This window comes from Serratia sp. 3ACOL1, from assembly GCF_003668775.1.
GTDB lineage: Bacteria > Pseudomonadota > Gammaproteobacteria > Enterobacterales > Enterobacteriaceae > Chania > Chania fonticola.
The window spans coordinates 4883461-4909913 of sequence record NZ_CP033055.1 but is presented as its reverse complement, the minus strand read 5'-3'; the positions used below and the strand labels follow the sequence as shown (position 1 = coordinate 4909913).

The following is a 26453-nucleotide window of genomic DNA, read 5'->3' as shown; positions in this document are numbered from 1 at the left end:
ATGGAGGGAGCACTGATCAATGTGTTAAACCCGAAAGCTTATTTACCACGGGCTTCAATAACGGCCTGAGCGACGTTGTTCGGCGCATCATCGTACTTCAGGAACTCCATGGAGTAAGAAGCACGGCCTTTGGTCAGAGAACGCAGTTGAGTTGCGTATCCAAACATCTCGGACAACGGAACTTCAGCGTGAATCTGAACGCCAGTAGCGTTGGATTCCTGACCTTTCAGTTGACCACGACGACGGCTAAGGTCACCGATGACGTCACCAGTGTTCTCTTCCGGCGTTTCAACTTCAACCTTCATGATAGGCTCAAGCAAAACAGGTTTTGCTTTCTTAAAGCCATCTTTAAAGGCGATAGACGCGGCCAGTTTAAACGCCAATTCGGAGGAGTCAACATCGTGGAAAGAACCGAAATGCAGACGCACACCGAGATCAACTACCGGATAACCGGCCAGTGGACCAGACTTAAGTTGCTCCTGAAGACCTTTATCAATGGCAGGGATGTATTCCGTTGGGATCACACCACCTTTAATGTCATTGATGAACTCGTAGCCTTTCGGATTTGAGCCCGGCTCCAGTGGGTACATGTCGATAACAACATGACCATACTGACCACGACCACCAGACTGCTTGGCGTGTTTACCTTCGATGTCAGTAACTTTCGCGCGAATCGCTTCACGGTAAGCAACCTGTGGTTTACCCACGTTCGCTTCAACGTTAAATTCACGACGCATACGGTCAACCAGGATATCCAGGTGAAGTTCACCCATACCTGCGATGATGGTCTGACCTGATTCTTCGTCAGTCCATACGCGGAATGATGGGTCTTCCTTCGCCAGACGGCCCAGAGCCAGACCCATTTTTTCCTGGTCAGCTTTGGTTTTTGGTTCTACCGCTACGGAGATTACCGGCTCTGGGAACTCCATACGCTCAAGAATGATCGGGCTAGTAGGATCACACAGCGTATCACCGGTAGTTACGTCTTTCAGACCGATTGCCGCAGCGATGTCGCCTGCACGAACTTCTTTAATCTCTTCACGCTTGTTAGCGTGCATCTGAACGATACGGCCCAGACGCTCACGCGCGGACTTCACGGAGTTCAGAACGGTGTCACCGGAGTTAACAACGCCAGAGTACACACGGAAGAACGTCAGGTTACCCACGAATGGGTCGGTAGCGATTTTGAACGCCAGTGCAGAGAACGGCTCGGAGTCGTCAGAATGACGTACAGCCGGGGTATCTTTACCGTCGTCCAGAATACCGTTGATAGCTTCAACGTCATTTGGTGCTGGCAGGTATTCGATAACCGCATCCAGCATTGCCTGCACGCCTTTGTTTTTAAAGGCAGAACCACAGGTTACCAGAATCACTTCGTTGTTCAGCACGCGCTGACGCAGAGCTTTCTTGATTTCTTCCTCGGTCAGCTCTTCGCCGCCCAGGTATTTGTCCATCAGCTCATCAGAGGCTTCAGCAGCAGACTCAACCAGATTCTGGTGCCATTCAGCAGCCAGTTCTTGCATGTCAGCTGGGATCTCTTCGTATTCGAAGGTCACGCCTGCATCAGCTTCGTTCCAGTTGATGGCTTTCATTTTCACCAGGTCAACAACACCGGTGAATTTCTCTTCTGCGCCAATTGCCAACTGCAATGGAACCGGGTTTGCGCCCAGACGAGATTTAAGCTGACCAACAACTTTCAGGAAGTTGGCACCCATACGGTCCATTTTGTTAACGAACGCGATGCGTGGCACTTTGTATTTGTTAGCCTGACGCCATACGGTTTCAGACTGTGGCTGAACACCACCAACAGCACAGTAAACCATTACCGCGCCATCAAGCACACGCATGGAACGTTCTACTTCGATGGTGAAGTCAACGTGCCCTGGGGTGTCGATGATGTTTACACGGTGCGGCTCAAACTGCTTGGCCATACCAGACCAGAAAGCAGTTGTCGCTGCAGAAGTAATGGTAATACCACGCTCCTGCTCTTGTTCCATCCAGTCCATGGTGGCGGCGCCGTCATGAACTTCACCGATTTTGTGGTTTACACCGGTGTAGAACAGGATACGTTCGGTAGTTGTGGTCTTACCGGCGTCGATGTGAGCACTGATACCGATATTACGGTAGCGCTCAATGGGTGTTGTACGAGCCATTTGATTCCTCTATTGCCTTAGGCGGTTCGGTGAAACCAAGCGGGTTGGCTTCTTAAAGCGCCCACTTGGTTAGCAAAACTACTGCATGGATTACCAGCGGTAGTGGGCGAACGCCTTGTTGGCTTCTGCCATACGGTGAACGTCTTCACGCTTCTTAACAGCAGAACCTTTGTTCTCTGCTGCATCAGACAGTTCGTTCGCCAGGCGCAGAGCCATGGATTTATCACCACGTTTACGAGCGGCGTCAACGATCCAACGCATTGCCAGGGCATTACGACGAACCGGACGAACTTCAACTGGTACCTGGTAAGTAGAACCACCAACGCGGCGAGACTTAACTTCTACAGTCGGGCGCACGTTGTCGAGAGCGACTTCGAAAGCTTCCAGGTGACCTTTACCAGAACGCTGAGCCAGGGTCTCCAGCGCGGTATAGACGATTGCTTCTGCAGTAGATTTCTTGCCATCTACCATCAGAATGTTTACAAATTTAGCCAACAGCTCGGATCCGAACTTAGGATCTGGCAGGATTTTACGTTGGCCTATTACGCGACGACGTGGCATGGAAATACTCCGTTGAAAATTTCAGGATTGTCCAAAACTCTACGAGTTTATTTTGACATTAAAATGTTTGGCCTTACTTAACGGAGAACCATTAAGCCTTTGGCTTCTTCACGCCGTACTTGGAACGAGCTTGCTTACGGTCTTTAACGCCGGAGCAGTCAAGTGCACCACGGACGGTGTGGTAACGCACACCTGGCAAGTCTTTAACACGACCGCCACGGATCAGGATTACGGAGTGTTCCTGCAGGTTGTGGCCTTCGCCACCGATGTAAGAACTCACTTCGAAACCGTTAGTCAAACGCACACGGCAAACTTTACGCAGTGCAGAGTTTGGTTTTTTCGGGGTGGTAGTATATACGCGAGTACATACGCCACGTTTCTGCGGGCAAGCTTCCAGCGCTGGAACGTTGCTTTTAGCAGCCTTCACAGAGCGTGGTTTGCGAACCAGCTGATTAATCGTAGTCATTAAAAAAAGCTCCTGGGTTTTGCTTCGTTTTTTGCTTCGTAAACATGTGATAAATCCCCCGTATGCACTATTGGCACAGTACGAGGACGCAGAATTTTATGGCTGACTGGTAGAGGTGTCAAGAAATATACAACATTGCACGCATTACCATGCCATTTGGCTGTGGTGTTTCTCGGTTAACACAACGAAGTCAGTATAACCGATCGGCGTGATTTTGGGTGAAAAATGACCAGACAGGCCTCTGGCATCCAGATCGTCCTGCAGCGCATAAAGGGATATGGGGGCATTGAGCAATAAATCAAGGCTGGCGCTACCGGCCAGGCCGGCCAGTACGCCGTCTTGCAGTAACAGCAGAGCATCACCTTCTCTGGTGAGCCTTAACAACGCAGGCAGGTCGCAACGGGTTGGGGAATGGCTGAGGGTATACAGCATCAAAATTTCCTAGAAAGTCATGACTACATCGTAAGCAGCCAGTTTCTGGCGCAGAGTATCTGGCGGCAGAATTTCGGCCTTCAGCACCCAGTCGGTGACCTGTTGCAGACCGCGCTCCTGGATGGCCGTTGCGCAGAGATAACAGTTTTCAACGTCATACAGCGGCAATACGCCAAAGGTGGCGATGTAATTGCGGGCCAGGATCTTTTCGGGTTGTTGACCTGGCAGCAGTTGCAACACGCCATCGCCGACAAAAAATACGCCGATATCCTCGCTCAGTGCCGACGTCGCCAGTACCGCATCCAGCCCTTCCCGACCAGTTGCACTGCCATGTGGCCCTTGGGTAAATACAAACGCAACTCGCTTCATTCTGCTCACTTAAAACTGTACCAGGCGATCGTTGCTCAGCGCCGCTTCTGCCAATGAGCCCAAACCGCTGAGGGTAAACCCCGGCTGCAGGTTAGCGGCCGCCAACGCCAACTGTGCGGCTTCTTGCTCATCGGTCACGCCACGGCGCAAAGCTGCCGCCACACAGACATTAAGCTCCACGCCATGTTGCTGCGCCAGAGCCGCCCACGCCCGAACCAGATCGAACTCATCGCTGGCCGGAGATGATAGCTGGTTAGCATTCAGCACCCCTTCACGATAGAAAAAGACGCTGGTAATGCGGTGGCCAGCCGCCAACAGGGCCTGGGCGAACTGCCAAGCGCTGCTAGCTTGCTGAGTGCCATAAGCCGGGCCGGTGACTAATAGGCAGTAGTTAAGCATCAGCGCTCATTGCCCAGCAGATCGCCACTCTTGAACTGGCGGATATACAGGTAAACGGTATGTTTGGAGATATTCAGACGATCGGCAACCTGATTGATCGCGTCCTTGATATCAAAAATGCCTTTCTCATACAGGTTGAGTACGATCTGGCGATTTTTGGCGTTATTGGACACGTTGCGATCGGCATTCACCTCTTCGATGGTGAACTCCAACGTCTGCGCCACCAGATCGTCAACCGAGGAGGCGAAGTTGACAGAGGAAGCCACCTCCTGCGTTTCCGGCGGCATAAAGGTCTGCATGATCTGCGAAAACGGCACATCGAGGTTCATGTTGATACACAGCAGGCCGATCACCCGCTGTTCGCGATTGCGGATGGCAATCGTCACCGACTTCATCAACACGCCACTTTTGGCCCGGGTGAAATAGGCTTTGGAGACGCTGCTATCATCGCCCGCCATATCGTGCAGCATACGCAGTGCCAGATCGGTGATTGGTGAACCGATTTTACGCCCGGTGTGTTCACCATTGGCGATACGCACGGCGGAGCATTTCAGATCCTCCAGGGAGTGCAGCACGATTTCGCAGTGCCCACCAATCAGCATCGCCAGCCCGTCGACCACGACTTCATACGACTTCAGGATTTCATGGTCCGTCTGACTAAACGGACGCTCATTCAGCAAATCAAGTTCGCTGGCTTCGCTGGATAAAAGCGAATTTGACATCGAAGATACCACCTACATAGATCGCCTGTGCCAGGGGACGCAACTAAAACGGCTCGCGCAAGAGGCAATCGCTGCCGGGAGCAGTTTTAGGTACACGCCCTAAGGGGCAGGCGCATGATTCATAAGTTCAGACCCAGAGTCTAGCAAAACGGTCAGATGCTGGTTCTTACATTTGCGCGTGATATTGACGTTAAGCCCGATGCCCGGCAGGCGTCAAGCGATCAGTAAAGGCAGGGAGTAAAGTTGCAGGATATTTTGCATTCTTGGTAGCGCAGAAATGAAAACCGCCGCGAAGAACGTTCGCGGCGGTTGGGAAAATCTCAGACTTATTTGGCTTTAGCGTCTGCAGCAGCTTCATCAGCCGCTTTTTCTGTTTTGTCGTCAGCCTTGGCTGCCGGTTTCACATCCAGCAGTTCAACGTCAAACACCAGCGTGGAGTTGGCAGGGATCCCTGGAACGCCATTTTTGCCGTAGGCCAGAGCCGGTGGGATAACCAGCTTGATCTTGCCGCCTTTCTTGATGTGCTTCAGGCCTTCGGTCCAGCCTGGGATCACGCCGTCCAGACGGAATGACAATGGCTCGCCGCGATCGTAGGAGTTGTCAAACACGGTGCCGTCGGTCAGGGTACCTTTGTAGTTTACCACTACGGTATCGCTGTCTTTCGGTGCTTCACCGGTCCCTTCTTTCTCTACTTTGTACAGCAGACCAGATTCGGTTTTCTTCGCGCCTTTTTCTTTGGCGAAGGTTTCAGCGTATTTAACGCCTTTCGCTTCGTTTTCTTTCGCGTCCTGCTCCATCTTCGCCTGAGCGGAAGCCTTCACGCGCACTTCAAAACCTTGCAGGGTTTTTTCGATGTCAGAGTCATTCAGCTTGCTCTGCTTGGCAAACGCGTCCTTAACAGCCCCGAGCATCACATCTTTGTCCAGCTTGATGCCCAGTTTTTCCTGTTCATCCAGCGAGTTTTCCATGTAGCGGCCAAGTTGCACACCCAGTGCGTAAGCTACCTGCTCATCGTCATTCTTGAACTTGCCAGTGCTTGGTGCTTCTGCAGGTTTAGCCGCTTCAGCAGCAGGCGCAACCTCACCGGTCGTGGTAACGGTGGCTGCATCAGCAGGTTTGGCCGCATCGGCTGCCATAACTTGGGTCGCATTCAGAGCAAGAGCCATAGTGGTTGCCAGAAGCGTGACTTTAAACAAAGATTTCATCCATTTCTCCAGTGTCTGAAGCGGTGCCTCAAACCATCATTAAGTAAGTTAACCGGGCTACTATAGCTGCCTGAAACAAAACAAAACAGTCACACAGGTAACCAATCGAGTCAAGATGTGACCTCATATTGGTAGCAAAGTTCAAGAAAAATAAAAATAGCATTGATAATTAACGATTTTATTTAACGACTTTGCGGATTGAATTGCCCGATCTGCGGCAGTGAAAAACTGCTTGCCGAAATTGGCAGGCACAAAGCCGACCGCTACTGATAACATAGTGCCAGAATCCCGGATTTAACAGTGCCAGAGGTAACATCATGCACGAGAAAAACTACGAGAACCTGCTGCTGCGGTTGGAAGAGATGGAAAGCCGCCAGGCCTTTCAGGAAGTGACGATTGAGGAACTCAATCAAACCGTGGTGCAGCATCAGCTTGAAATGCTCAAGATACAAGAGCATCTGCGCCTGCTGACCGACAAACTGCGCGCCAGCCAACCTTCGATGATCGCCTCGCAGTCAGAAGAGACGCCGCCCCCGCATTACTAAAAAAGGCCGCCGAAGCGACCTTTTGTTGCAGTTACAGCACCAGGATTAGTGGCAGCCGCAACCACCGTTGCCACCACAGCCGCCTTTCTTGCCGTGGTCATGATCGTGGTCGTGATCGTGGCCATGACCGCCGCAGCAGCCGTCACCGTGTTCGTGGTGATGATCGTGCTCACCGTGAACGTGGCCGTGGGCCAGTTCTTCTTCGGTCGCTTCACGCAGCGCCACAACTTCTACGTGGAAGTTCAGGTCTTGGCCAGCCAGCATGTGGTTACCATCAACCACTACGTGGTCACCATCAACTTCGGTGATTTCAACCGGAACCGGGCCCTGATCGGTATCAGCCAGGAAGCGCATGCCTACCTGCAGTTCATCAACGCCCATAAAGACGTCTTTAGGAACGCGCTGCACCAGGTTTTCATCGTAGTTGCCGTAAGCTTCGTTAGCGGCGACATGAACGTCGAAACGATCACCAGCTTCGTGACCTTCGAGTGCTTTTTCCAGACCTGCGATCAGAGAGCCATGCCCGTGCAGATAGTCCAACGGTGCACTCACCGGAGACTCATCAACCAAAACACCGTCTTCTGTACGTACTTGGTAAGCCAGGCTGACCACCAAGTCTTTTGTTACTTTCATGATATCTCCTACCGTTGGAAACTAAATCGGTGGAGATTGTAGCGGAAATCTCCAGCGCTGTACCCTTCAGCATAAAAAATCACGGCAGATAACGCTACTCCGGATGAAAAATACCGATCACCTGCTCCTGCGGGCGAACGTGTTTTTCCACCTGTTGCTCGGTCTGACGCTGATGGTGGCCACACTTGACGCACTCCACCACTTCAACCTGGTCTTCACGCCAAACCGCCAGCGTATCCATAGCGTTACAGCTTGGGCAAACCGCCCCGGCGATAAATCTTTTACGTGTTGCAGACATCATTGTGCTCCGAATTATTCGTATTCATCCCAACCGTCGAACTGCCGTTTTTCTTTTTGCATTTCACGGTGGAAAAGTTCTTCCAGCTCGCGCCGGGCTTCTTTCACGCGGGAAATCTGGGCCACGTCCCCCAGATGCGGAGGCATCAGTTCACGCAGCATGCGCATATCCAGACGGCGAAAATGCTGCTGAGCGCGATAAGCCTGATGCGGGTGCATTCCCAACTCCGTTAACGCCTTGCGCCCTAGCTCCAGAGCGCTGGAGAAAGTTTCCCGGCTAAACTGTTTTACGCCAGCCTGTAGCAACTCATGCGCTTCCACACGCCCCCGCGCCCGCGCCAAAATGGACAGGTTGGGGAAGTGCTGCTGGCACAGATGGACGATGGCCATGGTATCTTCCGGCTCATTACAGGTAATGACGATAGATTTGGCCTTTGCCGCACCGGCTGCCCGCAGCAGTTCCAGCTCCGTGGCATCCCCGTAATAAACCTTGTAACCGTAGCGGCGCAATACGCCAACCGCACTAACATCCCGCTCAAGCACGGTGATACGCATCTTGTTAGCCATCAGTAAGCGGCCAACCACCTGCCCGAAGCGGCCGAAACCGACGATGATCACCTGCGGATCGTCGTCTGCCACATAGGGCGCTTCTTCATCCTCGTCTTTGGCGTTATAGCGGCGGGCCAGAATGCGATCGATAATCTGCATCAGCAGCGGCGTGGTCATCATTGAGAGCGTCACCACGACCAGCAGCAAGGCCAGTTGATCGTCGTCGAAGATATGCTGCGTCGACGCCGCCGAGAACAGCACGAAGGCAAACTCACCGCCCTGGCTCAGCACCCCGGAAAATTGCAGACGCACCGAACGCCGCAGGCCAAAAATACGCGCCAACGAGTACAACACACCTGACTTCACCGCCACCAGGATCACCACGCCAAACAGCACTTCCAGCAGATGGGTATACAACACGCCCATATTCAGTGCCATGCCTACCGAGATGAAGAACAACCCGAGCAACAACCCCTTGAAAGGCTCAATGGCGATTTCCAGCTCATGGCGATATTCGCTCTCTGCCAGCAGCACCCCGGCGATAAAAGTCCCCAATGCCATCGACAGGCCAAGGGCATCCATAAACAGCGCAGCCCCCAGCACCACCAACAACGCGGCGGCGGTAAATATTTCACGCACCCCAGATGAGGCGATATAACGAAATAGCGGACGTAACAGGAAACGCCCGCCGATCAGCATGCCGCCGAAGGCTGCGACCTTCATGGCGATTTTCGCCCAATCGTCGCTGGTGCCTGCGCCACCGGCCAGGATCGGGATCAACGCCAACGCCGGGATCACCGCCATATCCTGGAACAGCAGCACCGAGAAGCCTAACTGGCCCCCTTCGTTGCGGTTCATTCCCTTTTCACGCATCAGCTGCAGCGCCATGGCCGTCGATGACATGGCCAGACCAATGCCGCCGATCACCGCCGCCTGCCAAGCGAAATGGCTGAAATAAAGCAGCGCGCCGAGCACTGCCGCCGTGACCAATACCTGCCCGGCACCGACACCAAAGATCGAACGACGCAGTTCCCATAGTTTGGCCGGGTTCAGTTCCAGCCCGATGATAAACATCAGGAACACCACACCCAACTCGGAGAAATGCAGAATTTCATCCACATCCCGGATGAATCCCAATCCCCACGGGCCGATGGCGATACCGGCAATCAGATAGCCTAAAACGGCCCCGATCCCCAGACGACGGGCAATGGGCACCGTCACCACCGCGGCAAACAGGAACAGCAGTATGGCGGTTAATAGCGCGGAACCTTCCATCAGTGCCTCCCGGTGTGCGGTAAAGGATTACGCAACCAATCGCCATAGGCGCTGGCATGGCTGCTCAGCACTTCCGGTTTCTGCCGGCGTGCCCAGTAGACGAGGATCGGCGTCAGCCAGTGCATATGACACATGGCCGCGGTGAGCTCAAAAGGGCGCAGAATATCCTCGATCGGATAGCGATTGTAACCGCCGGTGCGATAGGCGCCCTCCGGCTCCCCGGTGGTGATCACCGAACGCCAGTATTTGCCTGCCAGGGCATTGCCGCCCATCCCGCTGGCAAAGCCACGGGACAGCACACGGTCCAGCCACTCTTTCAGCAAGGCCGGGCAGCTATAGGTGTATAAGGGGTGTTGGAAAACGATGACCTGGTGGTCGCGCAGCAGCTGTTGTTCGTGGTGGATATCAATAAAGAAATCCGGATAGTGCGCGTATAAATCGTGCACGGTGACATGTTCCAACTGCTGTGCCGGTTGTAACAAAACCCGGTTTGCTACCGAGTCCTGGGATTCCGGATGGGCATACAGCAGCAAAACCTTCGGCGGCTGTGACATCATTCCCCTCCAAAGCGTCGTCAGGGTGGCGGATTTCCGTTACCATGCAACGCAAAGACTAATAATAGGACTGCTACGCGTCCTGTTAACGTAAACTCAATTCAATTTAACATACTCTGAACAAACGGCGCTTTATGATTGTTTTCTCCTCGCTACAAATCCGACGCGGCACCCGCGTCCTGTTGGACAACGCCACGGCGACGGTTAATCCAGGTCAGAAGGTCGGCCTGGTGGGTAAGAACGGCTGTGGGAAATCTACGCTGCTGGCCCTGTTGAAAGGTGAGATCGCCGCAGACGGTGGCAGCTACACCTTCCCAAACAACTGGGCGCTGGCCTGGGTGAATCAGGAAACACCGGCACTGGACGTGCCCGCCATTGAGTATGTTATCGATGGAGATCGGGAATTCCGCCAGTTGGAAGCCGAATTACAGGTGGCAAACGATAATAACGACGGCCACGCCATAGCCACGCTGCACGGCAAGCTCGATGCCCTGGATGCCTGGACCATCCGTTCCCGTGCCGCCAGCCTGTTGCACGGTTTAGGTTTTTCCAATGAACAGTTGCAAAGCCCGGTGCGCGCCTTCTCGGGCGGATGGCGCATGCGCCTCAACCTGGCACAGGCTTTGGTTTGCCGTTCCGATCTGTTGTTGCTGGACGAACCCACCAACCACCTGGATCTGGATGCGGTGATCTGGCTGGAACGCTGGCTGAAAAGCTATCCGGGCACCCTGGTGCTGATTTCGCATGACCGTGATTTCCTCGACCCAATCGTCGACAAGATCCTGCACATCGAAAATGAGACCATCAACGAATATACCGGCAACTATTCCTCCTTCGAGCGCCAGCGCGTCACCAAACTGGCACAGCAGCAGTCGCTGTATCAGAGCCAACAGGAAAAAGTGGCGCATCTGCAAAGCTATATTGACCGTTTCCGTGCTCAGGCCACCAAGGCCAAACAGGCCCAGAGCCGCATCAAGATGCTGGAGCGGATGGAGCTGATTGCCCCGGCGCACGTCGATAACCCGTTCACGTTTAGCTTCCGCCAACCCGAAAGCCTGCCGAACCCATTGCTGCGGATGGAAAAAGTCAGCGCAGGCTATGGCGACAAAGTGATCTTGCAGTCAATCAAGCTCAACCTGGTGCCCGGTTCACGTATTGGCCTGTTGGGGCGTAACGGCGCCGGTAAATCAACGCTGATCAAAATGCTGGCTGGCACGCTGGAGCCGCTAAGCGGGGAGATCGGGCTGGCAAAGGGCATCAAACTGGGTTACTTCGCCCAGCATCAGTTGGAGTTCCTGCGCGCCGATGAGTCACCACTGCAGCATCTGAGCCGCATCGCCCCTCGCGTGTTAGAACAGCAGTTACGCGATTACCTTGGTGGCTTCGGCTTCCAGGGCGATAAGGTCACCGAAATCACCGAACGTTTCTCCGGCGGTGAAAAGGCACGGCTGGTGCTGGCGCTGATCGTCTGGCAGCGCCCTAACCTGCTGCTGCTCGATGAACCGACCAACCACCTGGATCTGGATATGCGCCAGGCGTTGACCGAAGCGCTGATCGATTTCGAGGGGGCATTGGTGGTGGTTTCGCACGATCGCCACCTGCTGCGTTCTACTACCGACGATCTGTATCTGGTGCACGATGGCCAGGTGGAGCAGTTCGAGGGCGATCTGGACGATTACCAGCAGTGGCTTAGCGATCTGCAAAAGCAGCAGGCGCAACAGGATGCCGCACCGAAGCAGGATAACGGCAACAGCGCCCAGGCGCGTAAAGACCAAAAGCGCCGTGAAGCCGAATTCCGTACGCAAACCCAACCACTGCGTAAGCAGATCGCCAAGCTGGAACAACAGATGGATAAGCTGGGTGCCGAATTGGCCGCGGTGGAAGAACAGTTGGCAGACTCGGCGCTGTACGACATCAGCCGTAAAGCCGATCTGACCGCCTGCCTGCAAAAGCAAAGCCAGGCCAAGTCCGCTCTGGAAGAAACGGAAATGACCTGGCTGGATGCCCAGGAACAGCTGGAAAATCTGACCCAGGCGTTTGAAGCAGAGAGTTGATTTAACGCCCCCTCACCCTAGCCCTCTCCCACAGGGAGAGGGGATCTATCGTGCTACAGCTTAACTCTGGTTATAATATTTTAGATCAACCAGTTAAATATTAACTCCGTAATCACCTACGAGCTCAATTCAGCTCCCTCTCCCTGTGGGAGAGGGTTGGGGTGAGGGGCAGGCAATGCGCTGACGGATCTGCTCCAGCGACTCCTGGTTATAGAGTTTTCCATCCAGGAAGCGCGTTTTCAGTTCGCCCTGCTGCTCCTGTTGCCAGTCCTGATTATCCAGCAGTTGATATTCCCCTTCCCCATCGCGGATCACCCGTAACAAACCGCGTGCAGATTGTTTCAGGCCGCTGTCGGTCTTCGGCTGTTTGAAGATGGGGCGCCCCACTCCGTTCACCTCACCGTAGGTGGCCTTCATCGCGAAACCAAAAGTATCGCGGGTATTATACTGATAAGTAAAGGAACCCACGCCAAACACCACGTTAGAGCTGGCAAAACCTTTCGCCTCCAGACGTTGCAGAATTTCCTGGGCGCGCTCCAAAGTGATGGAGTCTCCATAAATCAGCCCGACATGCGGATCCAACACTTTGTAGCCCTTGCTGTTTACCGTGCCGCCAAAGATCTCCCACAACACTTCCACCGAGCCTTTCTCTTCGGCGCTGCGTTGCGCACTGCGGTCGCTGTCGTCGCCGGTTCCACAAAGAATAGCTACCGGATCGCCACTGTCTGGGCGGAAGACCACTCGGCCATCGCGCGCCATGATTTTGCTGTGCAACTCACGGGTAAACTCCGTCAGCACCTGCCAGTAATCCCAGGTATCCGACACGATGGAAACCAACCCATTCGGGTAGAGATCTTCAATCAGGCGGCGGAACGTTTCGATCTCCGTTGCCTGCTCACCCATGCACATTACGCTATGTTCGGTGGCGGGGATGCTGCCAGCCACGAAGTAGTCTTCAGCGGTTGGATAATACTTCTGTGCGTATAGCACCGCGGGAATGTTGTCGGTGCCCTTGAAGCTGAGCAAATGCCCGGTACCGGCCTGCGCGACATCATGCATACCCGACATACCGCGGAAGGAAAAGTCGTGGCATTGGAAATCCAGATGCGCCACATCGTCACAGGTTTTTGCCGCCCACATCTGGCAGATCTTGCGGTAATGATGGGCAATGGTGGCGTTGGTGGAAGCCTTCCACAGTTCGGCCGAGATCACCGTTTCCAGGTAGTTGACCAGCCAGAAGAACTCCTCAAGCGTATTGGTGATGGTCAGCACTGGCACCTTCATCTTCAACTTGCTGCCCTCATCTAATCCTTTGATATGCAGCGGCAGATAGCCCAACCGATGCAGCGCGCGAATATGCTCCGCGCAGACCCGATCCTGACCAATGTAGCTGTCCATCAGCTTTTTATATTCCCCTACCACCTGCTCTTCCGGTTGGGCAAAGAATTGCTGATTAAATAAATCCACCATGAACCACTGTAAAAAGCCCTGCAAACCGAAGAACACCAGTTGGCCGTCCGGCAGCGGGGAAGCAAAGAACCGATCGCTGCGCGGCGTGAAGTTGGAGTAGATACGCGTGGTGCCCAGCGGATACTGCTCACGGTGTGACACTTTGTAGCCATCAATCGCCAAAATAGGATTAGTTAACATAGTCGGTTCCTTAGTGAGCGTATACCCGTCGCCTTTCAAGCTGCAGCGTTGTTACCTGCACTCACCCACCCCAGTCACTTACTAATGTAAGCTCCTGGGGTGGGTGAGCTTGTCGCCTAGCTGCAGCTTGAAATTCATAGGGTATAAATAGATTCAATATCAATCAGTTCAACACGTTGCTCAGCGAGTTCCGCCGCAGCATAGGAAGTGGTGGTATAGATGTTATCGATGCCTTGGTTCAGCAAAGCTGCGGTGCCTTTGGAGAACACCCCGTGGGTGACATACAGGTTGACCGTACGCGCCCCCGCCTGACGCAATACCTGGGCCGAGCCGATAAAGGTGCCGCCACCGTCGCACAGGTCATCCACAATCAGCACGTCTTTGCCCTGCACATCGCCAGCCAGCAGTTCGAAACCCGTCAGTTCGCCGCTGAACACGTCCCGGTGTTTGGTCAGGATGCCGTATTGTGCGATGCCAAAGTGGGCCGCCACCGCGTGAATTTTTTTCAGCGCTCCTGCATCCGGAGCCATCAGGAACAGCTGCTGCTGGGTTAATAAATTGGCCAGTCTGCTGCTGTGCTGCATGCACTGCTGCTGAGTAATGATGTGCATGTTGTCGATCACGGCGGCAGCTACTTCACTGTGTGGATCCAGCACCGTCACACGGTCAAACGCCAAGGTGTTGAGTAATTGGCCGAACACCTTGAGCGCGAAGCTGTCGCCGGAGGTCATATGGCGATCTTGGCGGGCATAGGGCAGATAAGGCAGCTCAAGCAGACTTTCTTTGATCAGGAACTGGTGGCGTACCGCCTGCGTCAACTGTGCCAACAGCATGAAGTCATCCATGCTGCACATGGCGCTGGCACGAATACGCATCTGCGAAGCCCCCGTTGTTTCAGGCTTTGCAAACCGGGCATACACCGCCCCATCGGGAAACTGTCCGGTTGTCACCTTCACTTCAATGTCGTTCAAAAACAACTGCAGTTGTGCGCTCATATTCTTCCCTCCCCACCAATAAATGTCTTAATCGCAGCAAATTCGCTTAACCATTTGTTTATTTACGCTTTTAATAATTATCATTAGCCGGCAGCTATTGTTATATTGTCTCAAAGACCTTTTTAGCCGAGCGCCAGCATGACCACGCAAGACGAGTACCTGAAAAACTACGATCCGCGCCTCTTCCCCTCACCGCTTGTCACCGTCGACAGCGTGCTGTTTACCGTACACGGCGGGAAGCTGTGCGTGCTGTTGGCCAAGCGCGCTAATCAGCCTTTCCTCGATCAATGGGGATTGCCCGGCGGATTTATCGATTTGCAGCGCGACACCTCCACGCAAGCGACGGCCGCACGTAAACTGAGGGAAAAAACCGGTGTGGTGCCGCCCTATCTGGCACAGTTGGCCAGTTTTTCTGGCCCGGAAAGGGATCCGCGTGGCTGGAGCCTGACCACGGTCTACTTTGCTCTGATCGCCCATGCCGATTGCCAGCCGCATATCGTCGACGTAAGTGACGTAGCTTGGGTGCCGTTGGACAACCTGCAAACACAGCAGCTAGCTTTCGATCATCAAACAATCGTGGAAGAGGCACTCCAGCGGCTACGGCAAAAAACGGCTTACTCCATGCTGCCGGTCTATTGCCTACCAGCGGAGTTCACGCTTTCCCAGTTGCAGGAAGTGATTGAGATTATTTTGTCGCATACGGTGCAGCGCAAAAGCCTGATGCGGCGTTTTGACGCTTCGGAGATGTTTGAGGAAACCGGCGAGAGAGTGGCAACAGGCGCACGTAAGGCACGCCTGTACCGCAGGAAAGCGGGGGTAGATATGAGAAACTTTTCCAGAAACCTGATGGTGGAGTGATCCTCAGGCACATTTCAATTTAAACAATTATAGTTTGATCATCGCTGTAGCTTAAAGGTTAAGCACTAGTGTTAGCTGTTGACGTCACCCCACACCGGAGCCACCACCCCTGCCGAAACCACTGTCACCACCTACTACAAGGTTAGGATTATAGTTAAGGTTGTAGGAGCCAACGCCTTGAGTCACTCCAGGAACAGTTGTATAACCGTTCTAAATCCTGTCGCATATCTCACCTGCAACGTATACACCAATTGCACCTGCGTATCCGTTTCTACCTAATAACCATTGTACCAGCCGTACTGCCTACGATCTTTTCGATCAGCACCGCTCACTGTACGCAGGTTTAACCTCACTAATTCCTCTCATTTTTGTCTCGCTCCTTTTGTTTGAAAAAAACGAAGACAAAACCCACGAAAAAACAACCAAATAGCACAATAAGAAGATCAGCAATATGATCTATATTTAATTTTCGGCTTAAATAGTTACCGCCTGTATAAATAAGATAAAAATATGCTGAGCCTCTCATCCATTCATTAAAAAAATGACGAGCGAAACCTTTTATCTCCATCACATATCCTCTTTATCATAAGACAACAGAGTTTCATTTGAATCAAGACTTTTCACACTGTAATGGAAAGCTTATATCTAAAATAGGGCGAACATCACTGTAGATTACAGAGCCCAGCCTTAAACAGTCAACCTTGAATTAGGAAATTCTTGCATAACCAGAACGCATCAATTAGTTACTAACTTTACGTGACTTATTGGTTTTTATTATTAACTGGTTAAACTAACGCCTTCAGATTAGCCCATTCAGAACAGAAGTAACTATTTATCGACCACTGCACCGAAATCTCTCTACGCTGGGCCCCGCAAAAAAACATTGCAATGAAGCAGGGGTTAAAACAATATACTGGCAAGCGTTTCTATCATCCGTTGGACTTATGCGATTACCAATACTACTGTAAATGGCCCCTGGAGAGAGAATGACTTTCCCCTTGGATCAGATATCTCAGAAACGTAACGCAACCAATCTAAAGAAAAAGTAACAGATATATGCCAGCCCTACCAATTAACATGCAACATCCCGATCTTACCCATTTTTAAGTAGGCCCCTATACTTGGAGGGGGCTCGTTCGTTGATACCTGAAGTAACAGGGTTTCAGCAACTTCCCATGAAACGTGCTCGGTGATTGCAACCAGTTGGATCGCTTTTTTGAGAACAAATTTTTTGACCTCACCAACCTCCTTCTCCTGTAGAAACGTATGCAGGAAGATGTCACCAAACACGGTGCTTTTCAAATCTTCAGCTGTTTTGCATACCATCAGACGATCAAATCCATGATCATAATCATATGGAACAGCGCAGAAAAAAGCCGTCTCCATTGCCACTCGCTTAATACTTATCAATTGTATTCGCTCCATCATCGCTCCTTGACAAAGGCCTCCCCAATAGACATTAATAATTATGCTATGTCAAAGCAATTTTCTACTAGAACACTTTTACACTCCACAACATCTGATATATTAAAAATCATGTTACACCGACTTCCGTCTCCGCTAACAGTTCTGGCATCAGTATTATCCATAAGGTTGGTCAATAAGAATGCCTTATCATAATTAAGAGAGGAATCATTAACCTGACAGGTAATACATTATGACCTACATAATCAAGAGGCCTGCGTTAGATTTTCAAATTTCAATCAAAAGGGAGGGGTTTTCTCATGCGTATTCTCTTTATTGGTCCACCTTTGTACGGGCTGTTGTATCCAGTGATCTCCCTTGCTCAAGGCTTTCGTGTGAATGGACATGAAATACTGGTCGCGAGCGGAGGAAAATTTGCTCAGAAAGCAGCTGAGGCAGGCCTAGTTGCGTTTGATGCCTCGCCCGGGCTCGATTCTGAGGCCGAATATAGGCGTCGGGAGGATTTACGAAAGAAGAACAACATCGTGGGAAATTTCTCTTTCTTTAGCGATGAGATGGCCGACCGTGTGGTTGAATTGACAGGTCATTGGCAACCCGACCTGATTGTATATCCGCCACTGGGTTCCGTAGGACCACTGGCTGCAGCAAAGTATGGTATTCCGATAGTCATGCAAACTGTGGGATTCGGCCACACTCCTTGGCATGTAAAAATGGTGACAAGATCGTTGGCTAATGCCTACTCTCGTCATGGTGTCGATGCGCCGCCACGTGATCTTGCTTGGATCGATGTCACACCACCGAGTATGAGCATTCTGAAGAATGATGGTGAGCCAATAATTTCAATGCAATATATTCCCTACAACGGGGAGGTGTTTGGGAGGAGTGGTGGGAAAGGGCCCCAGACAAAAAACGTTTGTTGATTAGTCTTGGTACCGTTAAGCCCATGGTTGATGGGCTAGATCTGATTTCTTGGGTTATGGACTCGGCAAATGAGGTGGATGCCGAAATCATCTTACAGCTAGCAGCCAACGCGCGTACTGGTTTGCGAAAGTTGCCGTCAAATGTGCATCTTGTTGACTGGATCCCGATGGGCGTATTTCTCAATGGTGCCGATGGATTTATTCACCATGGTGGGGCAGGGAATACCCTGACAGCCTTACATAGCGGGATACCACAGATCGTATTTGGCCAAGGGGCAGATCGCCCGGTTAATGCCAAGGCTGTCGTGGATCGAGGTTGTGGGATCATACCTGGCAAGAATGGATTGACGAGTGACCTTATCAATCAATTCTTAGGAAATGCTGAGCTACGCACCGCTTCGGCACAAGTCGCTGCAGAAATGGCCGCACAAGCAGCCCCTTCCGTGGTTGCGCAAAGTCTTGTCGCAAAACTGAAGTGCGGCTGACAGCACAACCAGTAGTTGGCTATTACAGCTCGGTTAGTCCGTCTATGAGGGCTCCACGCCACCAGGCATAATCGTGGCCGCCGGTATAGATTGAGAGATCGCTTTTTACGCCGGTTGCAAGCAAACGTTGGTGCAATTGCTGAACATGAGGAACAGTCACTCCTTCTAAAGAACCAACGCATAGCCGGATCCGAACCTGCTTAGGAGGCCTAGATAGCACGTGTTCGCTCAACCAGGATGTATCATTCTCGGTGAACACGGAGGGACGTGTGTTTTTATCCGGTTTCCACCAGATGGAAGGAGAGTGACAAAGCACGGAACCGAATATACCAGGAGCATATAACGCGGCCATGAGTGCAGTAACGCCACCAAGGCTTTGCCCAGCTAGAACGGTATTTGAACGGCCTGCCCATGTTCTATCTGAATAATCCGAGCGCAACTGAGGCACTAGGCGCTCGGCAATATCAAGCACAAGCTCATTATTGCCCCCCAGGATCGCAGAACGGTCGAATTCATTGAGATTGTCAATCCCGAGCACGGCCAATGGGCTGATACGGCCGTTATTGATGGCGATATCGATGGCACCAAGGACGCCTACGTGGTCGAACCACGTTTCAGCATCAAGCAACACCAATAATCCCAAAGGCGTTGACCTAGATACATCGGGAATATACAGACGTACACGGCGCTGGTTGCCAGCAACAAATGGATAAGAAGTAGCAATCACACCAGCATAAGCTCCTGCGACGCCTTCCCACTCTCTTTGCTCAGGAGAATGCTCTAAGGCCAGGATAGACTCCTCGACCCCTCTTACGTTAATAACTGATGTTTTGTTAAGCGGATCGGCTTTACCGACAATCGGAGAGAAGCGACCACCAAGCTGCGAGACGATTTCGGGTGAGGTCCCTTGTGGAATTTCGATGATTGTGTATGAACCGCGGTACGTGGAATGCAATCGTAAAGTCAGCGTCCAAATATCGCTAGACGGAATGTGGGTCATTAACCCCTTGTCGACATCATCTTTATCGGTCACACGGTTTAAGCGAACATATACACCGTGCAACAACTTTCCCGTACGCCATAGAAAGGTGATATCGCGCTCGTCATTTTCTCCGTGCGCCTCAATGGAAAGAGGAATACTGACAGACTCCACGTCACGCCAGAACTGAGCTATGTCCAGTAATGTGCGTGTTGCAAGCTGGGCGCGTATACGTACCATGGCTGCGACATCATGGGGCGTAAAGGGTGATACATTCCGTATTTTTAGCATTTCACTGGCTCAAAGGTTTAATGTTTGTAAGAAAAGAACCTAGTTTGTCACAATGCATATGTGCACCTCCTTTAGCAAATAACCACCGACGACGGCCTCTTTGAGAACGTAAGTATCTGGTTTGAAGAACAGTCATTGACCATACTAAAAAAAACTTGACTCCACACGAATATCATGCAATTTTTACATAAAAATGTAAATAGTAATCATTCTCTTTATGCAAGGTGAAGATGGAACTTACTACAAAACTGATTAGTACGGATGATGGACTTCAGGCTATGCCCCTTGTAACAATGGTTGCTTTGAGCATTGGTAACTACTTTTCCTGAATATTCTTTTCCATATTTTTATAAATAATGGGAAAGAACAATTCATATATTACAGAGGGGCATAACTATGACTAATGAGGCAAGTTTCTCGTGGGTAAATAAACTAGCTGCCATACTTAGCTTTCCGCTAACAGTCATCTTTGTATCATTTTCATCACTAAAAGTTGTTGGAGAAGGCAATTCACTTGTCGACATTTTCTTATCCTTTGTTATTTACATTGGATTTCTTGGTCTAATCAGGCTGACGAGGAAGTTTTTGATTTGGTTTTCTTAGTAAGCTGAACATAAATGGAGGTTTTATGAAAGAATTGACGTCGTCACAATTAAATTACATTTCAGGAGCAGGTGGAGCACCAGCAACAACTGCAAACGCAGTGGGTGTCGGGGCTATCGCTGGGGCTATAGGTGCAATTGCTTCTAGCGCGGCTGCCGGGACTCCAATTGGGCCGCCAGGCATGATAATCGGAGCTGTTATGGGTGGGTTAAGTGTAGCCATCGGCGCAGGCATAGGAGGACCAGGTAGTTCAGGGAGTGCCAGCTCTGCTGCAGGTTTCGGCAGCTAATTATCAAGATTTTGATACTTTGAATATCCTATACATGTTAAGTGGTTATAAATCTGACGTATAAAGATACATCACTCTCGGATGTATCTTTATACTTAATAAACTCAGGCTTAAATTGTTAATTTATCAGGTGACTCGAGTGTAATAACCGCGATTTGAGGGATGCCTGCCCGAGAGTAAACAGCTCTCATACAAGGAAAATACAGTGGAGACTATAACCGGATGAGCCACTCCCCTTCACTAGCTGATCTAAGCGAAAACCTGGTGCCCTTCTGCGCTCGCCAGGTTACGTCCTCTTTGATATGGAGCGCCCCAGATCTCGAAGATAAAGAAACATTGCGCAATGCCTGTAGTTATCTAATAGATGCCTCCAGTTCAGCTCCTGCCAAAGTGTTTCATGCAGAACGTTATGGTGGCAGCGGTATTCAGCGAAATGGTGGGGGGCCCGCTGCGGTTTCGATGGTCGCTATCAGGTTAAAGGGATCGGGGCAAACCCTTTAGTTGGAAATGGTTCAGACCGGCGTCATACTAATGGTGCACTTGGTGCTATTCATGCAATTTATGAAACATTATGGGGAGAAGTGCTGGCACAGCTATTACCTTATGGCGCAGTACAAACACAGGCCGTATTACTCACCGACCAATATATAGACATTACGTTCGAACGGTCCAAGGTGCCCTCACGGCGTGCATTATTGGTTCGTAAACCGGTGATTCGCCCAGCACATTTCGAACGGGCCCCTTACTTTCAGCCTCAGTCTGAATATCGCGGACAATTGATGCACGATGCCCGGCGGGTTAGAGCAGTGATCCACATGCTGCCAGCGAATTTACCAGCTCCGCCTGCAGGGTTCAGCGAAAAAGCTTATCGCGACCCACAGCTCTACTGCATTGAAGGATTATGTGAGATGGCCCGGCGCCAAGCATGGCAGATGGCATTTTGCCGTACTCGCTTTTTGAGGCTGACAACGTCACCATCCAATATTGCAATGGATGGCAGGCTATTGGATTTCAACGGGCTGAACTGTTTGTTCCCCAGTGATTATCACTACGATTTCGGATACAGACTCAGGCTTACAGAACTGATGAAAGAGCCGGAGATTCTTCAACAAGGGCTGTCTGATCTCTGTCTGTATCTCGGCAAATACTTGTTCGATCCTGCATTCACCATGATTTCCCGCCATCAGGTTGAGGACACTTTTCAGCAGACCTTTCAGAAAGCCTGCTACCACGGATACCTGGAACTGCTGGGAATTCCTGTAGACCTCCTGTTCCTAAAAGAGATACCTGAAACACTGAAACAGCTGGTAGACAGCTTTCTTAAATTGCTCGACAACCGTAGCGGAACACTACACTGTCCAAATTACGACGAGAAAACCGGGTCACCACTGGAAAAGCTTGTATTGCACCTAATTCGCCGTAGCCAAGGGCAATTAGTCGAGGAAGACACTGACTTAGAGCATGATGTACATTTCACGCGCACATTACGGTGTTTTACCGAAACCCTCCACTGGCTAGTACAAACCTGCAAGGTTCGGCAGTTCGATATATCAATTATCCTGAAAGAAATGGAACAACATGCGCGGAAAAGAGTGCAGCCTAGAGCATGTTTGAGCAAAGCGCGGATGTCAGAGGAGATCGCAGTCCTACTGGACTCTTATGGCAATGATGCTCTGTCTCTGCAACAGGCACTTTCCACCATGGGAGCGAGAATGCAGATATTTGCCAGAAAGGCGTTGAGTAGTCAGCAACCGATCAGGTATGTGCTGTAAAAGGATGAATAAACATGACGTCATATATAAGAGAGAACACCAATGGCCGGGAGGTGTGGTCAACTCACGAACAGATTGGTTTTGCCGTAAGTTGTATGCTCCATAATCGTAATTACAGCCTCTATCCGGTTTTAAGCATTCAGCTCTGGACAGAATTCGCGATACATTACAACCAGATAAAATTCCTCTTCGATACGCGCGGTCTGCCACTGGCCTATGTCACGTGGGCCTACTTGGAAGTCGATACTGAAGAACGGTTACTCAGCGACCCTGAGTTCAGACTACATCCTTCCGAATGGAATGAGGGGGACAGGATTTGGATCCTCGATTTTTGTTGTAAGCCTGGTTTTGGTCGTAAGGCCATCGAGCGTTTCATCCAGCTACGTCCATGGGGTGAAGGACAGGTGCACTGGCAGAACCGAAGGAAAAAAATCATGATCTTTCGACCATAACTTCTTGTTAAAGGAATATATGTGCTCAATACCTTTGACTACACTCCTTTAATCGTAATAGGTAGGCTAATTGTTTATGCATTGTGAAAGATGAAATTAAGGACATTTATTGTGTTTCGTAAGGATGCGGTAGAAAACAGAAAGATGAAATGGCGGGGAAGGGCAATTTTACTTCCGGGCATCCCTCTCTGGTTGAGCATGCTAGGCTGCGTTTTTTTTATAACAGCATTCATGACATTCATCATCCTAGGTTCTTATACTCGTCGCGTTAATGTTAGCGGAGAGATAGCTACTTGGCCACGGGCCGTTAATATTTACTCTGGCTCACAGGGTTTTGTGGTAAAACAATTTACCCATGAGGGTCAGATAATTAAAAAAGGCGATCCTATTTATCAGCTCGACGTCAGTAAAAGTACGCGAAGTGGTGTTGTCAGTGAAAATAAACGCAGAAATATCGAAAACCAACTACTCCGTGTGGATAATATCACCTCACAACTAAAGATAAGTAAGAAAACCACATTGAGTACACTAGAAAAACAACATCTACAGTATAGCAATGCTTTCAGACGCTCATCAGATATCATAAGACGGGCCGAGGAAGGAATAAGAATAATGAAAGATAACATGGACAATTACAGAAAATACCAGGCAAAAGGACTTATCAATAATGACCAATTGACTAATCAGGTAGCGTTATATTATCAGCAACAAAATAATTTACTCAACCTGATTGGACAGAACGAGCAGAATGCCCTGCAGATAACCAGTCTGGAGAGTCAGTTCCATACTCAGGCGGCTGAGTTCGATAACCGTATCTACCAGATGGAGCTACAGCGATACGAATTGCAAAAGGAGCTGCTTGATACCGATATGGGGGGGGAAATTATTATCCGCGCGTTATCAGATGGAATAATAGATTCGCTGAGTGTCACCGTGGGACAAATGGTGAATGTTGGAGATAGCCTACTGCAGATCACCCCCAAAAATATAGAACGTTATTATCTGATTATCTGGGTACCCAATGATGCCGTTCCTTATATCGCTGTAGGGGATAAAGTCAACATTCGTTATGAAGCATTTCCCGCCGAAAAATTCGGACAATTTTCAGCCACAGTGACGACAATAACCAGAACTCCAGCCTCAACGCAGGAAATGCTGACTTACCAAGGCTCCCCAAAAAATACGCTGGATGCATCTATCCCTTGGTACAAAGTGATTGTTAAACCAGAAAAACAGGTCATCAGCTACAACGGGAAACCCCTGTATTTGGAAAATGGTATGAAAGCACAAAGCACCTTATTTCTGGAAAAAAGAAAAATTTATCAATGGATGCTATCACCATTTTATGACATGAAGCACAGCGCAACAGGACCGGTAAATGAATAACATTAAATTCAAAGAGATCACTAACAAACTGGATATGCGATGGGGACGACGTCTCCCCATCATTCACCAGACAGAGTCCTCCGAGTGCGGGATAGCCTGCTTAGCGATGATATGTGGCCATTATGGCAAGAATATTGACCTGATATCGTTACGCCGCCAATTCAATCTGTCAGCACGTGGAACCTCACTGGCCGGTATCAGCGGTATCGCCGCACAGTTGGGAATAACCAGCCGGGCGCTATCGCTGGATCTGGACGAGCTGAGTACCCTGAAAACTCCCTGTATCCTCCATTGGGACTTTAACCACTTCGTCGTGCTGGCAAACGTTAAGCGCAACCGTTTTGTGATCCATGACCCCGCGCGTGGACGTAGAACGGTGGGACTGGCTGAGATGTCTCAATATTTTACCGGAGTAGCGGTTGAAGTCTGCCCCGGTAGCGAATTTGCGGCGGAGACGTTTAAAAACAAAGTGAGCCTGAATACGCTTATTGATAGCATTTACGGGATTAAAAGCACACTGACAAAAATTTTCTGCCTATCGGTGGTCATCGAAGCTATCAATCTGGTAATGCCGATAGGCACACAACTGGTCATGGATCATGCAATACCGGCTGGCGATAGGGGATTACTAACCCTCATTTGCGTCGGGCTGATATTTTTTATTCTTCTTCGGGCTGCTGTAGGTATGCTCCGCGCTTGGTCATCACAGGTCATGGGAACACTCATCAATGTGCAGTGGCAATCAGGTCTGTTTAACCACCTATTGAGGTTGCCACTAGGATATTTTGAACGACGCAAGCTAGGTGATATCCAGTCCCGTTTTGGTTCTCTGGATACGTTACGTGTCACATTCACAACCAGCGTGGTCGGTGCCATCATGGACAGTATCATGGTGGTCGGCGTTCTGGTGATGATGGTTCTGTACGGAGGGTATCTGGCCTGGGTTGTTCTGGGTTTTACTACCGTATACGTCTTTATTCGCCTGCTAACCTACGGCTATTACCGGCAACTATCGGAAGAAACATTGGTCCGCGACGCACGGGCTAGCTCATATTTTATGGAAACCCTCTATGGCATAGCAACGGTGAAGATGCAGGGTATCGCAGAGCGACGGTTAACGCACTGGCTTAACCTCAAAATTGATGCCATCAATTCAGGCATCAAAGTTACCAAAATGGATCTGCTATTTGGCGGTATTAACACATTTATCGCGGCGAGTGATCAGGTAGTGATTTTGTGGCTAGGTACTAGCCTGGTGATCGACAACCAGATGACCATTGGGATGTTCGTGGCGTTTGGAGCATTCCGTGGGCAATTCTCTGATCGGGTAGCTTCGCTGACTAGTTTTCTGCTGCAATTACGGATGATGAGCCTGCACAACGAGCGCATTTCCGATATTGCGCTACATGAGAGAGAAGCTAGAAAACCAGAGATTCCCATTGTCGCCGAGATGTTTCCAGCCATGCTTGAAACGCAAGATCTTAGCTACCAATATGATAGTCAGTCTGCCCCCGTATTCAATGACTTAACTATCCGAGTTGCCCCAGGGGAAAGTGTCGCGATAATTGGCCCCTCTGGAGCTGGGAAGACAACGCTGATGAAAGTGTTATGTGGGTTGTTTGAACCCAGTTCAGGCAAGGTGTTGGTAGACGGTACAGATATACGCCAACTGGGCGTGAACAACTTTCATATGATGATTGCCTGCGTGATGCAGGATGACAGGCTGTTCTCCGGCTCAATACGGGAGAATATTTGCGGATTTTCGCAAGATATAGATGAGGACTGGATGATTGAGTGTGCCAGAGCCAGTTATATTCACGATGTGATAATAAAAATGCCTATGGGCTATGAAACGCTAATAGGGGAACTAGGAGAAGGACTGTCCGGTGGACAAAAGCAACGTATTTTTATCACACGAGCACTTTACCGGAAACCAGGCATTTTATTCATGGATGAGGCAACCAGCTCTCTAGACAACGAAAGTGAACGTTTTGTGAATCAGGCGATAAAAAAAATGAATATAACCAGGGTTATTATCGCGCACAGAGAAACTACAATCCGAACAGTTGACAGAGTTATTTCATTACAATAGAGAGTGAAAAAATATATTATTAAAAAATGAATTAACCACATA

General features: G+C 50.4%; 24 protein-coding genes and 1 pseudogene. 9 read left to right on the top strand and 16 right to left on the bottom strand.

Annotation, left to right across the window (positions count from 1 at the left end; all coding sequences use genetic code 11):
- Nucleotides 1-38: 38 nt before the first annotated feature.
- The 8 genes from fusA to fkpA form a co-directional block, all read right to left on the bottom strand.
- Nucleotides 39-2153 carry an elongation factor G gene (gene fusA, locus D9980_RS22135; RefSeq protein WP_121608465.1) on the bottom strand — a complete coding sequence of 705 codons (2115 nt, stop codon included), beginning with the start codon at nt 2151-2153 and terminating at the stop codon, nt 39-41.
- A 90-nt stretch (nt 2154-2243) separates the two neighbouring features.
- The gene (gene rpsG / locus D9980_RS22130; protein ID WP_021181637.1) at nt 2244-2714 is read right to left on the bottom strand and encodes a 30S ribosomal protein S7; all 471 of its coding nucleotides are present in this window, start codon (nt 2712-2714) and stop codon (nt 2244-2246) included.
- 91 nt (nt 2715-2805) lie between these two features.
- Nucleotides 2806-3180 carry a 30S ribosomal protein S12 gene (gene rpsL, locus D9980_RS22125; protein ID WP_021181638.1) on the bottom strand — a complete coding sequence of 125 codons (375 nt, stop codon included), beginning with the start codon at nt 3178-3180 and terminating at the stop codon, nt 2806-2808.
- Nucleotides 3181-3324: 144 nt separating this feature from the next.
- Nucleotides 3325-3612 (bottom strand): sulfurtransferase complex subunit TusB, encoded by a 288-nt coding sequence (gene tusB, locus D9980_RS22120; RefSeq protein ID WP_121608464.1) that lies wholly within the window; start codon nt 3610-3612, stop codon nt 3325-3327.
- A gap of 9 nt (nt 3613-3621) precedes the next feature.
- Nucleotides 3622-3981 (bottom strand): sulfurtransferase complex subunit TusC, encoded by a 360-nt coding sequence (gene tusC, locus D9980_RS22115; protein ID WP_121608463.1) that lies wholly within the window; start codon nt 3979-3981, stop codon nt 3622-3624.
- Between the two features lie 9 nt (nt 3982-3990).
- The gene (tusD, locus tag D9980_RS22110) at nt 3991-4380 is read right to left on the bottom strand and encodes a sulfurtransferase complex subunit TusD (RefSeq protein WP_121608462.1); all 390 of its coding nucleotides are present in this window, start codon (nt 4378-4380) and stop codon (nt 3991-3993) included.
- Nucleotides 4380-5102, bottom strand: coding sequence for a transcriptional regulator (locus tag D9980_RS22105; protein ID WP_162304310.1), 723 nt, complete (start codon nt 5100-5102; stop codon nt 4380-4382). The genes tusD and D9980_RS22105 overlap by 1 nt, the downstream gene beginning before the upstream one ends.
- Before the next feature lie 326 nt (nt 5103-5428).
- Nucleotides 5429-6307, bottom strand: a complete 879-nt coding sequence (gene fkpA / locus D9980_RS22100; RefSeq protein ID WP_121608460.1) for an FKBP-type peptidyl-prolyl cis-trans isomerase — start codon at nt 6305-6307, stop codon at nt 5429-5431.
- Between the two features lie 317 nt (nt 6308-6624).
- Here fkpA and D9980_RS22095 point away from each other — a divergent pair, with 317 nt between their 5' ends.
- Nucleotides 6625-6852: a SlyX family protein gene (locus D9980_RS22095; protein WP_024482693.1), complete on the top strand. Its 228-nt coding sequence runs from the start codon at nt 6625-6627 to the stop codon at nt 6850-6852.
- A 45-nt stretch (nt 6853-6897) separates the two neighbouring features.
- Here the strand turns inward: D9980_RS22095 and slyD are convergent, their stop codons facing one another.
- The 4 genes from slyD to kefG all read right to left on the bottom strand — a co-directional run bounded on the left by slyD (nt 6898) and on the right by kefG (nt 10160).
- On the bottom strand, nt 6898-7485 hold the full coding sequence (gene slyD, locus D9980_RS22090) for a peptidylprolyl isomerase (protein WP_021181645.1): 588 nt from the start codon (nt 7483-7485) through the stop codon (nt 6898-6900).
- Between the two features lie 94 nt (nt 7486-7579).
- The gene (locus D9980_RS22085; protein WP_037376686.1) at nt 7580-7783 is read right to left on the bottom strand and encodes a YheV family putative zinc ribbon protein; all 204 of its coding nucleotides are present in this window, start codon (nt 7781-7783) and stop codon (nt 7580-7582) included.
- Nucleotides 7784-7797: 14 nt separating this feature from the next.
- A complete protein-coding gene (gene kefB / locus D9980_RS22080; RefSeq protein WP_024482695.1) occupies nt 7798-9606 on the bottom strand; it encodes a glutathione-regulated potassium-efflux system protein KefB in 1809 nt (602 codons plus the stop codon).
- Nucleotides 9606-10160 carry a glutathione-regulated potassium-efflux system ancillary protein KefG gene (gene kefG, locus D9980_RS22075; RefSeq protein WP_024482696.1) on the bottom strand — a complete coding sequence of 185 codons (555 nt, stop codon included), beginning with the start codon at nt 10158-10160 and terminating at the stop codon, nt 9606-9608. The genes kefB and kefG overlap by 1 nt, the downstream gene beginning before the upstream one ends.
- Before the next feature lie 134 nt (nt 10161-10294).
- Here kefG and D9980_RS22070 point away from each other — a divergent pair, with 134 nt between their 5' ends.
- Nucleotides 10295-12214: an ABC transporter ATP-binding protein gene (locus D9980_RS22070; protein ID WP_024482697.1), complete on the top strand. Its 1920-nt coding sequence runs from the start codon at nt 10295-10297 to the stop codon at nt 12212-12214.
- A gap of 129 nt (nt 12215-12343) precedes the next feature.
- Here the strand turns inward: D9980_RS22070 and D9980_RS22065 are convergent, their stop codons facing one another.
- On the bottom strand, nt 12344-13864 hold the full coding sequence (locus tag D9980_RS22065; protein ID WP_121608459.1) for a nicotinate phosphoribosyltransferase: 1521 nt from the start codon (nt 13862-13864) through the stop codon (nt 12344-12346).
- 134 nt (nt 13865-13998) lie between these two features.
- Nucleotides 13999-14859, bottom strand: coding sequence for a ribose-phosphate diphosphokinase (prs, locus tag D9980_RS22060; RefSeq protein WP_121608458.1), 861 nt, complete (start codon nt 14857-14859; stop codon nt 13999-14001).
- Between the two features lie 138 nt (nt 14860-14997).
- Between prs and D9980_RS22055 the strand changes: the two genes are divergently transcribed.
- On the top strand, nt 14998-15717 hold the full coding sequence (locus D9980_RS22055) for an NUDIX domain-containing protein (protein ID WP_121608457.1): 720 nt from the start codon (nt 14998-15000) through the stop codon (nt 15715-15717).
- Between the two features lie 1065 nt (nt 15718-16782).
- Here the strand turns inward: D9980_RS22055 and D9980_RS22045 are convergent.
- A complete protein-coding gene (locus tag D9980_RS22045) occupies nt 16783-17103 on the bottom strand; it encodes a hypothetical protein (protein WP_162304309.1) in 321 nt (106 codons plus the stop codon).
- Between the two features lie 338 nt (nt 17104-17441).
- Between D9980_RS22045 and D9980_RS22040 the strand changes: the two are divergent.
- Nucleotides 17442-18547, top strand: a pseudogene (locus D9980_RS22040) (glycosyltransferase).
- Between the two features lie 22 nt (nt 18548-18569).
- On the opposite strand, the gene D9980_RS22035 reads toward D9980_RS22040, so the two are convergent.
- Entirely contained in the window at nt 18570-19808 is a 1239-nt protein-coding gene (locus tag D9980_RS22035; protein WP_370454359.1) for an alpha/beta hydrolase-fold protein, read from the bottom strand.
- A 637-nt stretch (nt 19809-20445) separates the two neighbouring features.
- Between D9980_RS22035 and D9980_RS26885 the strand changes: the two genes are divergently transcribed.
- The 5 genes from D9980_RS26885 to D9980_RS22005 all read left to right on the top strand — a co-directional run bounded on the left by D9980_RS26885 (nt 20446) and on the right by D9980_RS22005 (nt 26411).
- On the top strand, nt 20446-20709 hold the full coding sequence (locus tag D9980_RS26885) for a microcin H47 (protein WP_071783764.1): 264 nt from the start codon (nt 20446-20448) through the stop codon (nt 20707-20709).
- A gap of 581 nt (nt 20710-21290) precedes the next feature.
- Nucleotides 21291-22481 carry an MchC protein gene (locus D9980_RS22020; RefSeq protein ID WP_238393659.1) on the top strand — a complete coding sequence of 397 codons (1191 nt, stop codon included), beginning with the start codon at nt 21291-21293 and terminating at the stop codon, nt 22479-22481.
- Between the two features lie 14 nt (nt 22482-22495).
- Nucleotides 22496-22933 carry a toxin-activating lysine-acyltransferase gene (locus D9980_RS22015; protein WP_121608452.1) on the top strand — a complete coding sequence of 146 codons (438 nt, stop codon included), beginning with the start codon at nt 22496-22498 and terminating at the stop codon, nt 22931-22933.
- Nucleotides 22934-23044: 111 nt separating this feature from the next.
- A complete protein-coding gene (locus D9980_RS22010; protein ID WP_121608451.1) occupies nt 23045-24319 on the top strand; it encodes an HlyD family secretion protein in 1275 nt (424 codons plus the stop codon).
- Nucleotides 24312-26411 carry a peptidase domain-containing ABC transporter gene (locus tag D9980_RS22005; RefSeq protein ID WP_121608450.1) on the top strand — a complete coding sequence of 700 codons (2100 nt, stop codon included), beginning with the start codon at nt 24312-24314 and terminating at the stop codon, nt 26409-26411. The genes D9980_RS22010 and D9980_RS22005 overlap by 8 nt, the downstream gene beginning before the upstream one ends.
- Nucleotides 26412-26453 lie beyond the last annotated feature (42 nt).

Excerpts from the sequence above, each read along its gene's own strand:
- fusA (WP_121608465.1), bottom strand. The coding sequence starts at position 2,153 with ATGGCTCGTACAACACCCATTGAGCGCTACCGTAATATCGGTATCAGT.
- rpsG (WP_021181637.1), bottom strand. The coding sequence starts at position 2,714 with ATGCCACGTCGTCGCGTAATAGGCCAACGTAAAATCCTGCCAGATCCT.
- rpsL (WP_021181638.1), bottom strand. The coding sequence starts at position 3,180 with ATGACTACGATTAATCAGCTGGTTCGCAAACCACGCTCTGTGAAGGCT.
- tusB (WP_121608464.1), bottom strand. The coding sequence starts at position 3,612 with ATGCTGTATACCCTCAGCCATTCCCCAACCCGTTGCGACCTGCCTGCG.
- tusC (WP_121608463.1), bottom strand. The coding sequence starts at position 3,981 with ATGAAGCGAGTTGCGTTTGTATTTACCCAAGGGCCACATGGCAGTGCA.
- tusD (WP_121608462.1), bottom strand. The coding sequence starts at position 4,380 with ATGCTTAACTACTGCCTATTAGTCACCGGCCCGGCTTATGGCACTCAG.
- D9980_RS22105 (WP_162304310.1), bottom strand. The coding sequence starts at position 5,102 with ATGTCAAATTCGCTTTTATCCAGCGAAGCCAGCGAACTTGATTTGCTG.
- fkpA (WP_121608460.1), bottom strand. The coding sequence starts at position 6,307 with ATGAAATCTTTGTTTAAAGTCACGCTTCTGGCAACCACTATGGCTCTT.
- D9980_RS22095 (WP_024482693.1), top strand. The coding sequence starts at position 6,625 with ATGCACGAGAAAAACTACGAGAACCTGCTGCTGCGGTTGGAAGAGATG.
- slyD (WP_021181645.1), bottom strand. The coding sequence starts at position 7,485 with ATGAAAGTAACAAAAGACTTGGTGGTCAGCCTGGCTTACCAAGTACGT.
- D9980_RS22085 (WP_037376686.1), bottom strand. The coding sequence starts at position 7,783 with ATGTCTGCAACACGTAAAAGATTTATCGCCGGGGCGGTTTGCCCAAGC.
- kefB (WP_024482695.1), bottom strand. The coding sequence starts at position 9,606 with ATGGAAGGTTCCGCGCTATTAACCGCCATACTGCTGTTCCTGTTTGCC.
- kefG (WP_024482696.1), bottom strand. The coding sequence starts at position 10,160 with ATGTCACAGCCGCCGAAGGTTTTGCTGCTGTATGCCCATCCGGAATCC.
- D9980_RS22070 (WP_024482697.1), top strand. The coding sequence starts at position 10,295 with ATGATTGTTTTCTCCTCGCTACAAATCCGACGCGGCACCCGCGTCCTG.
- D9980_RS22065 (WP_121608459.1), bottom strand. The coding sequence starts at position 13,864 with ATGTTAACTAATCCTATTTTGGCGATTGATGGCTACAAAGTGTCACAC.
- prs (WP_121608458.1), bottom strand. The coding sequence starts at position 14,859 with ATGAGCGCACAACTGCAGTTGTTTTTGAACGACATTGAAGTGAAGGTG.
- D9980_RS22055 (WP_121608457.1), top strand. The coding sequence starts at position 14,998 with ATGACCACGCAAGACGAGTACCTGAAAAACTACGATCCGCGCCTCTTC.
- D9980_RS22045 (WP_162304309.1), bottom strand. The coding sequence starts at position 17,103 with ATGGAGACGGCTTTTTTCTGCGCTGTTCCATATGATTATGATCATGGA.
- D9980_RS26885 (WP_071783764.1), top strand. The coding sequence starts at position 20,446 with ATGAAAGAATTGACGTCGTCACAATTAAATTACATTTCAGGAGCAGGT.
- D9980_RS22015 (WP_121608452.1), top strand. The coding sequence starts at position 22,496 with ATGACGTCATATATAAGAGAGAACACCAATGGCCGGGAGGTGTGGTCA.
- D9980_RS22005 (WP_121608450.1), top strand. The coding sequence starts at position 24,312 with ATGAATAACATTAAATTCAAAGAGATCACTAACAAACTGGATATGCGA.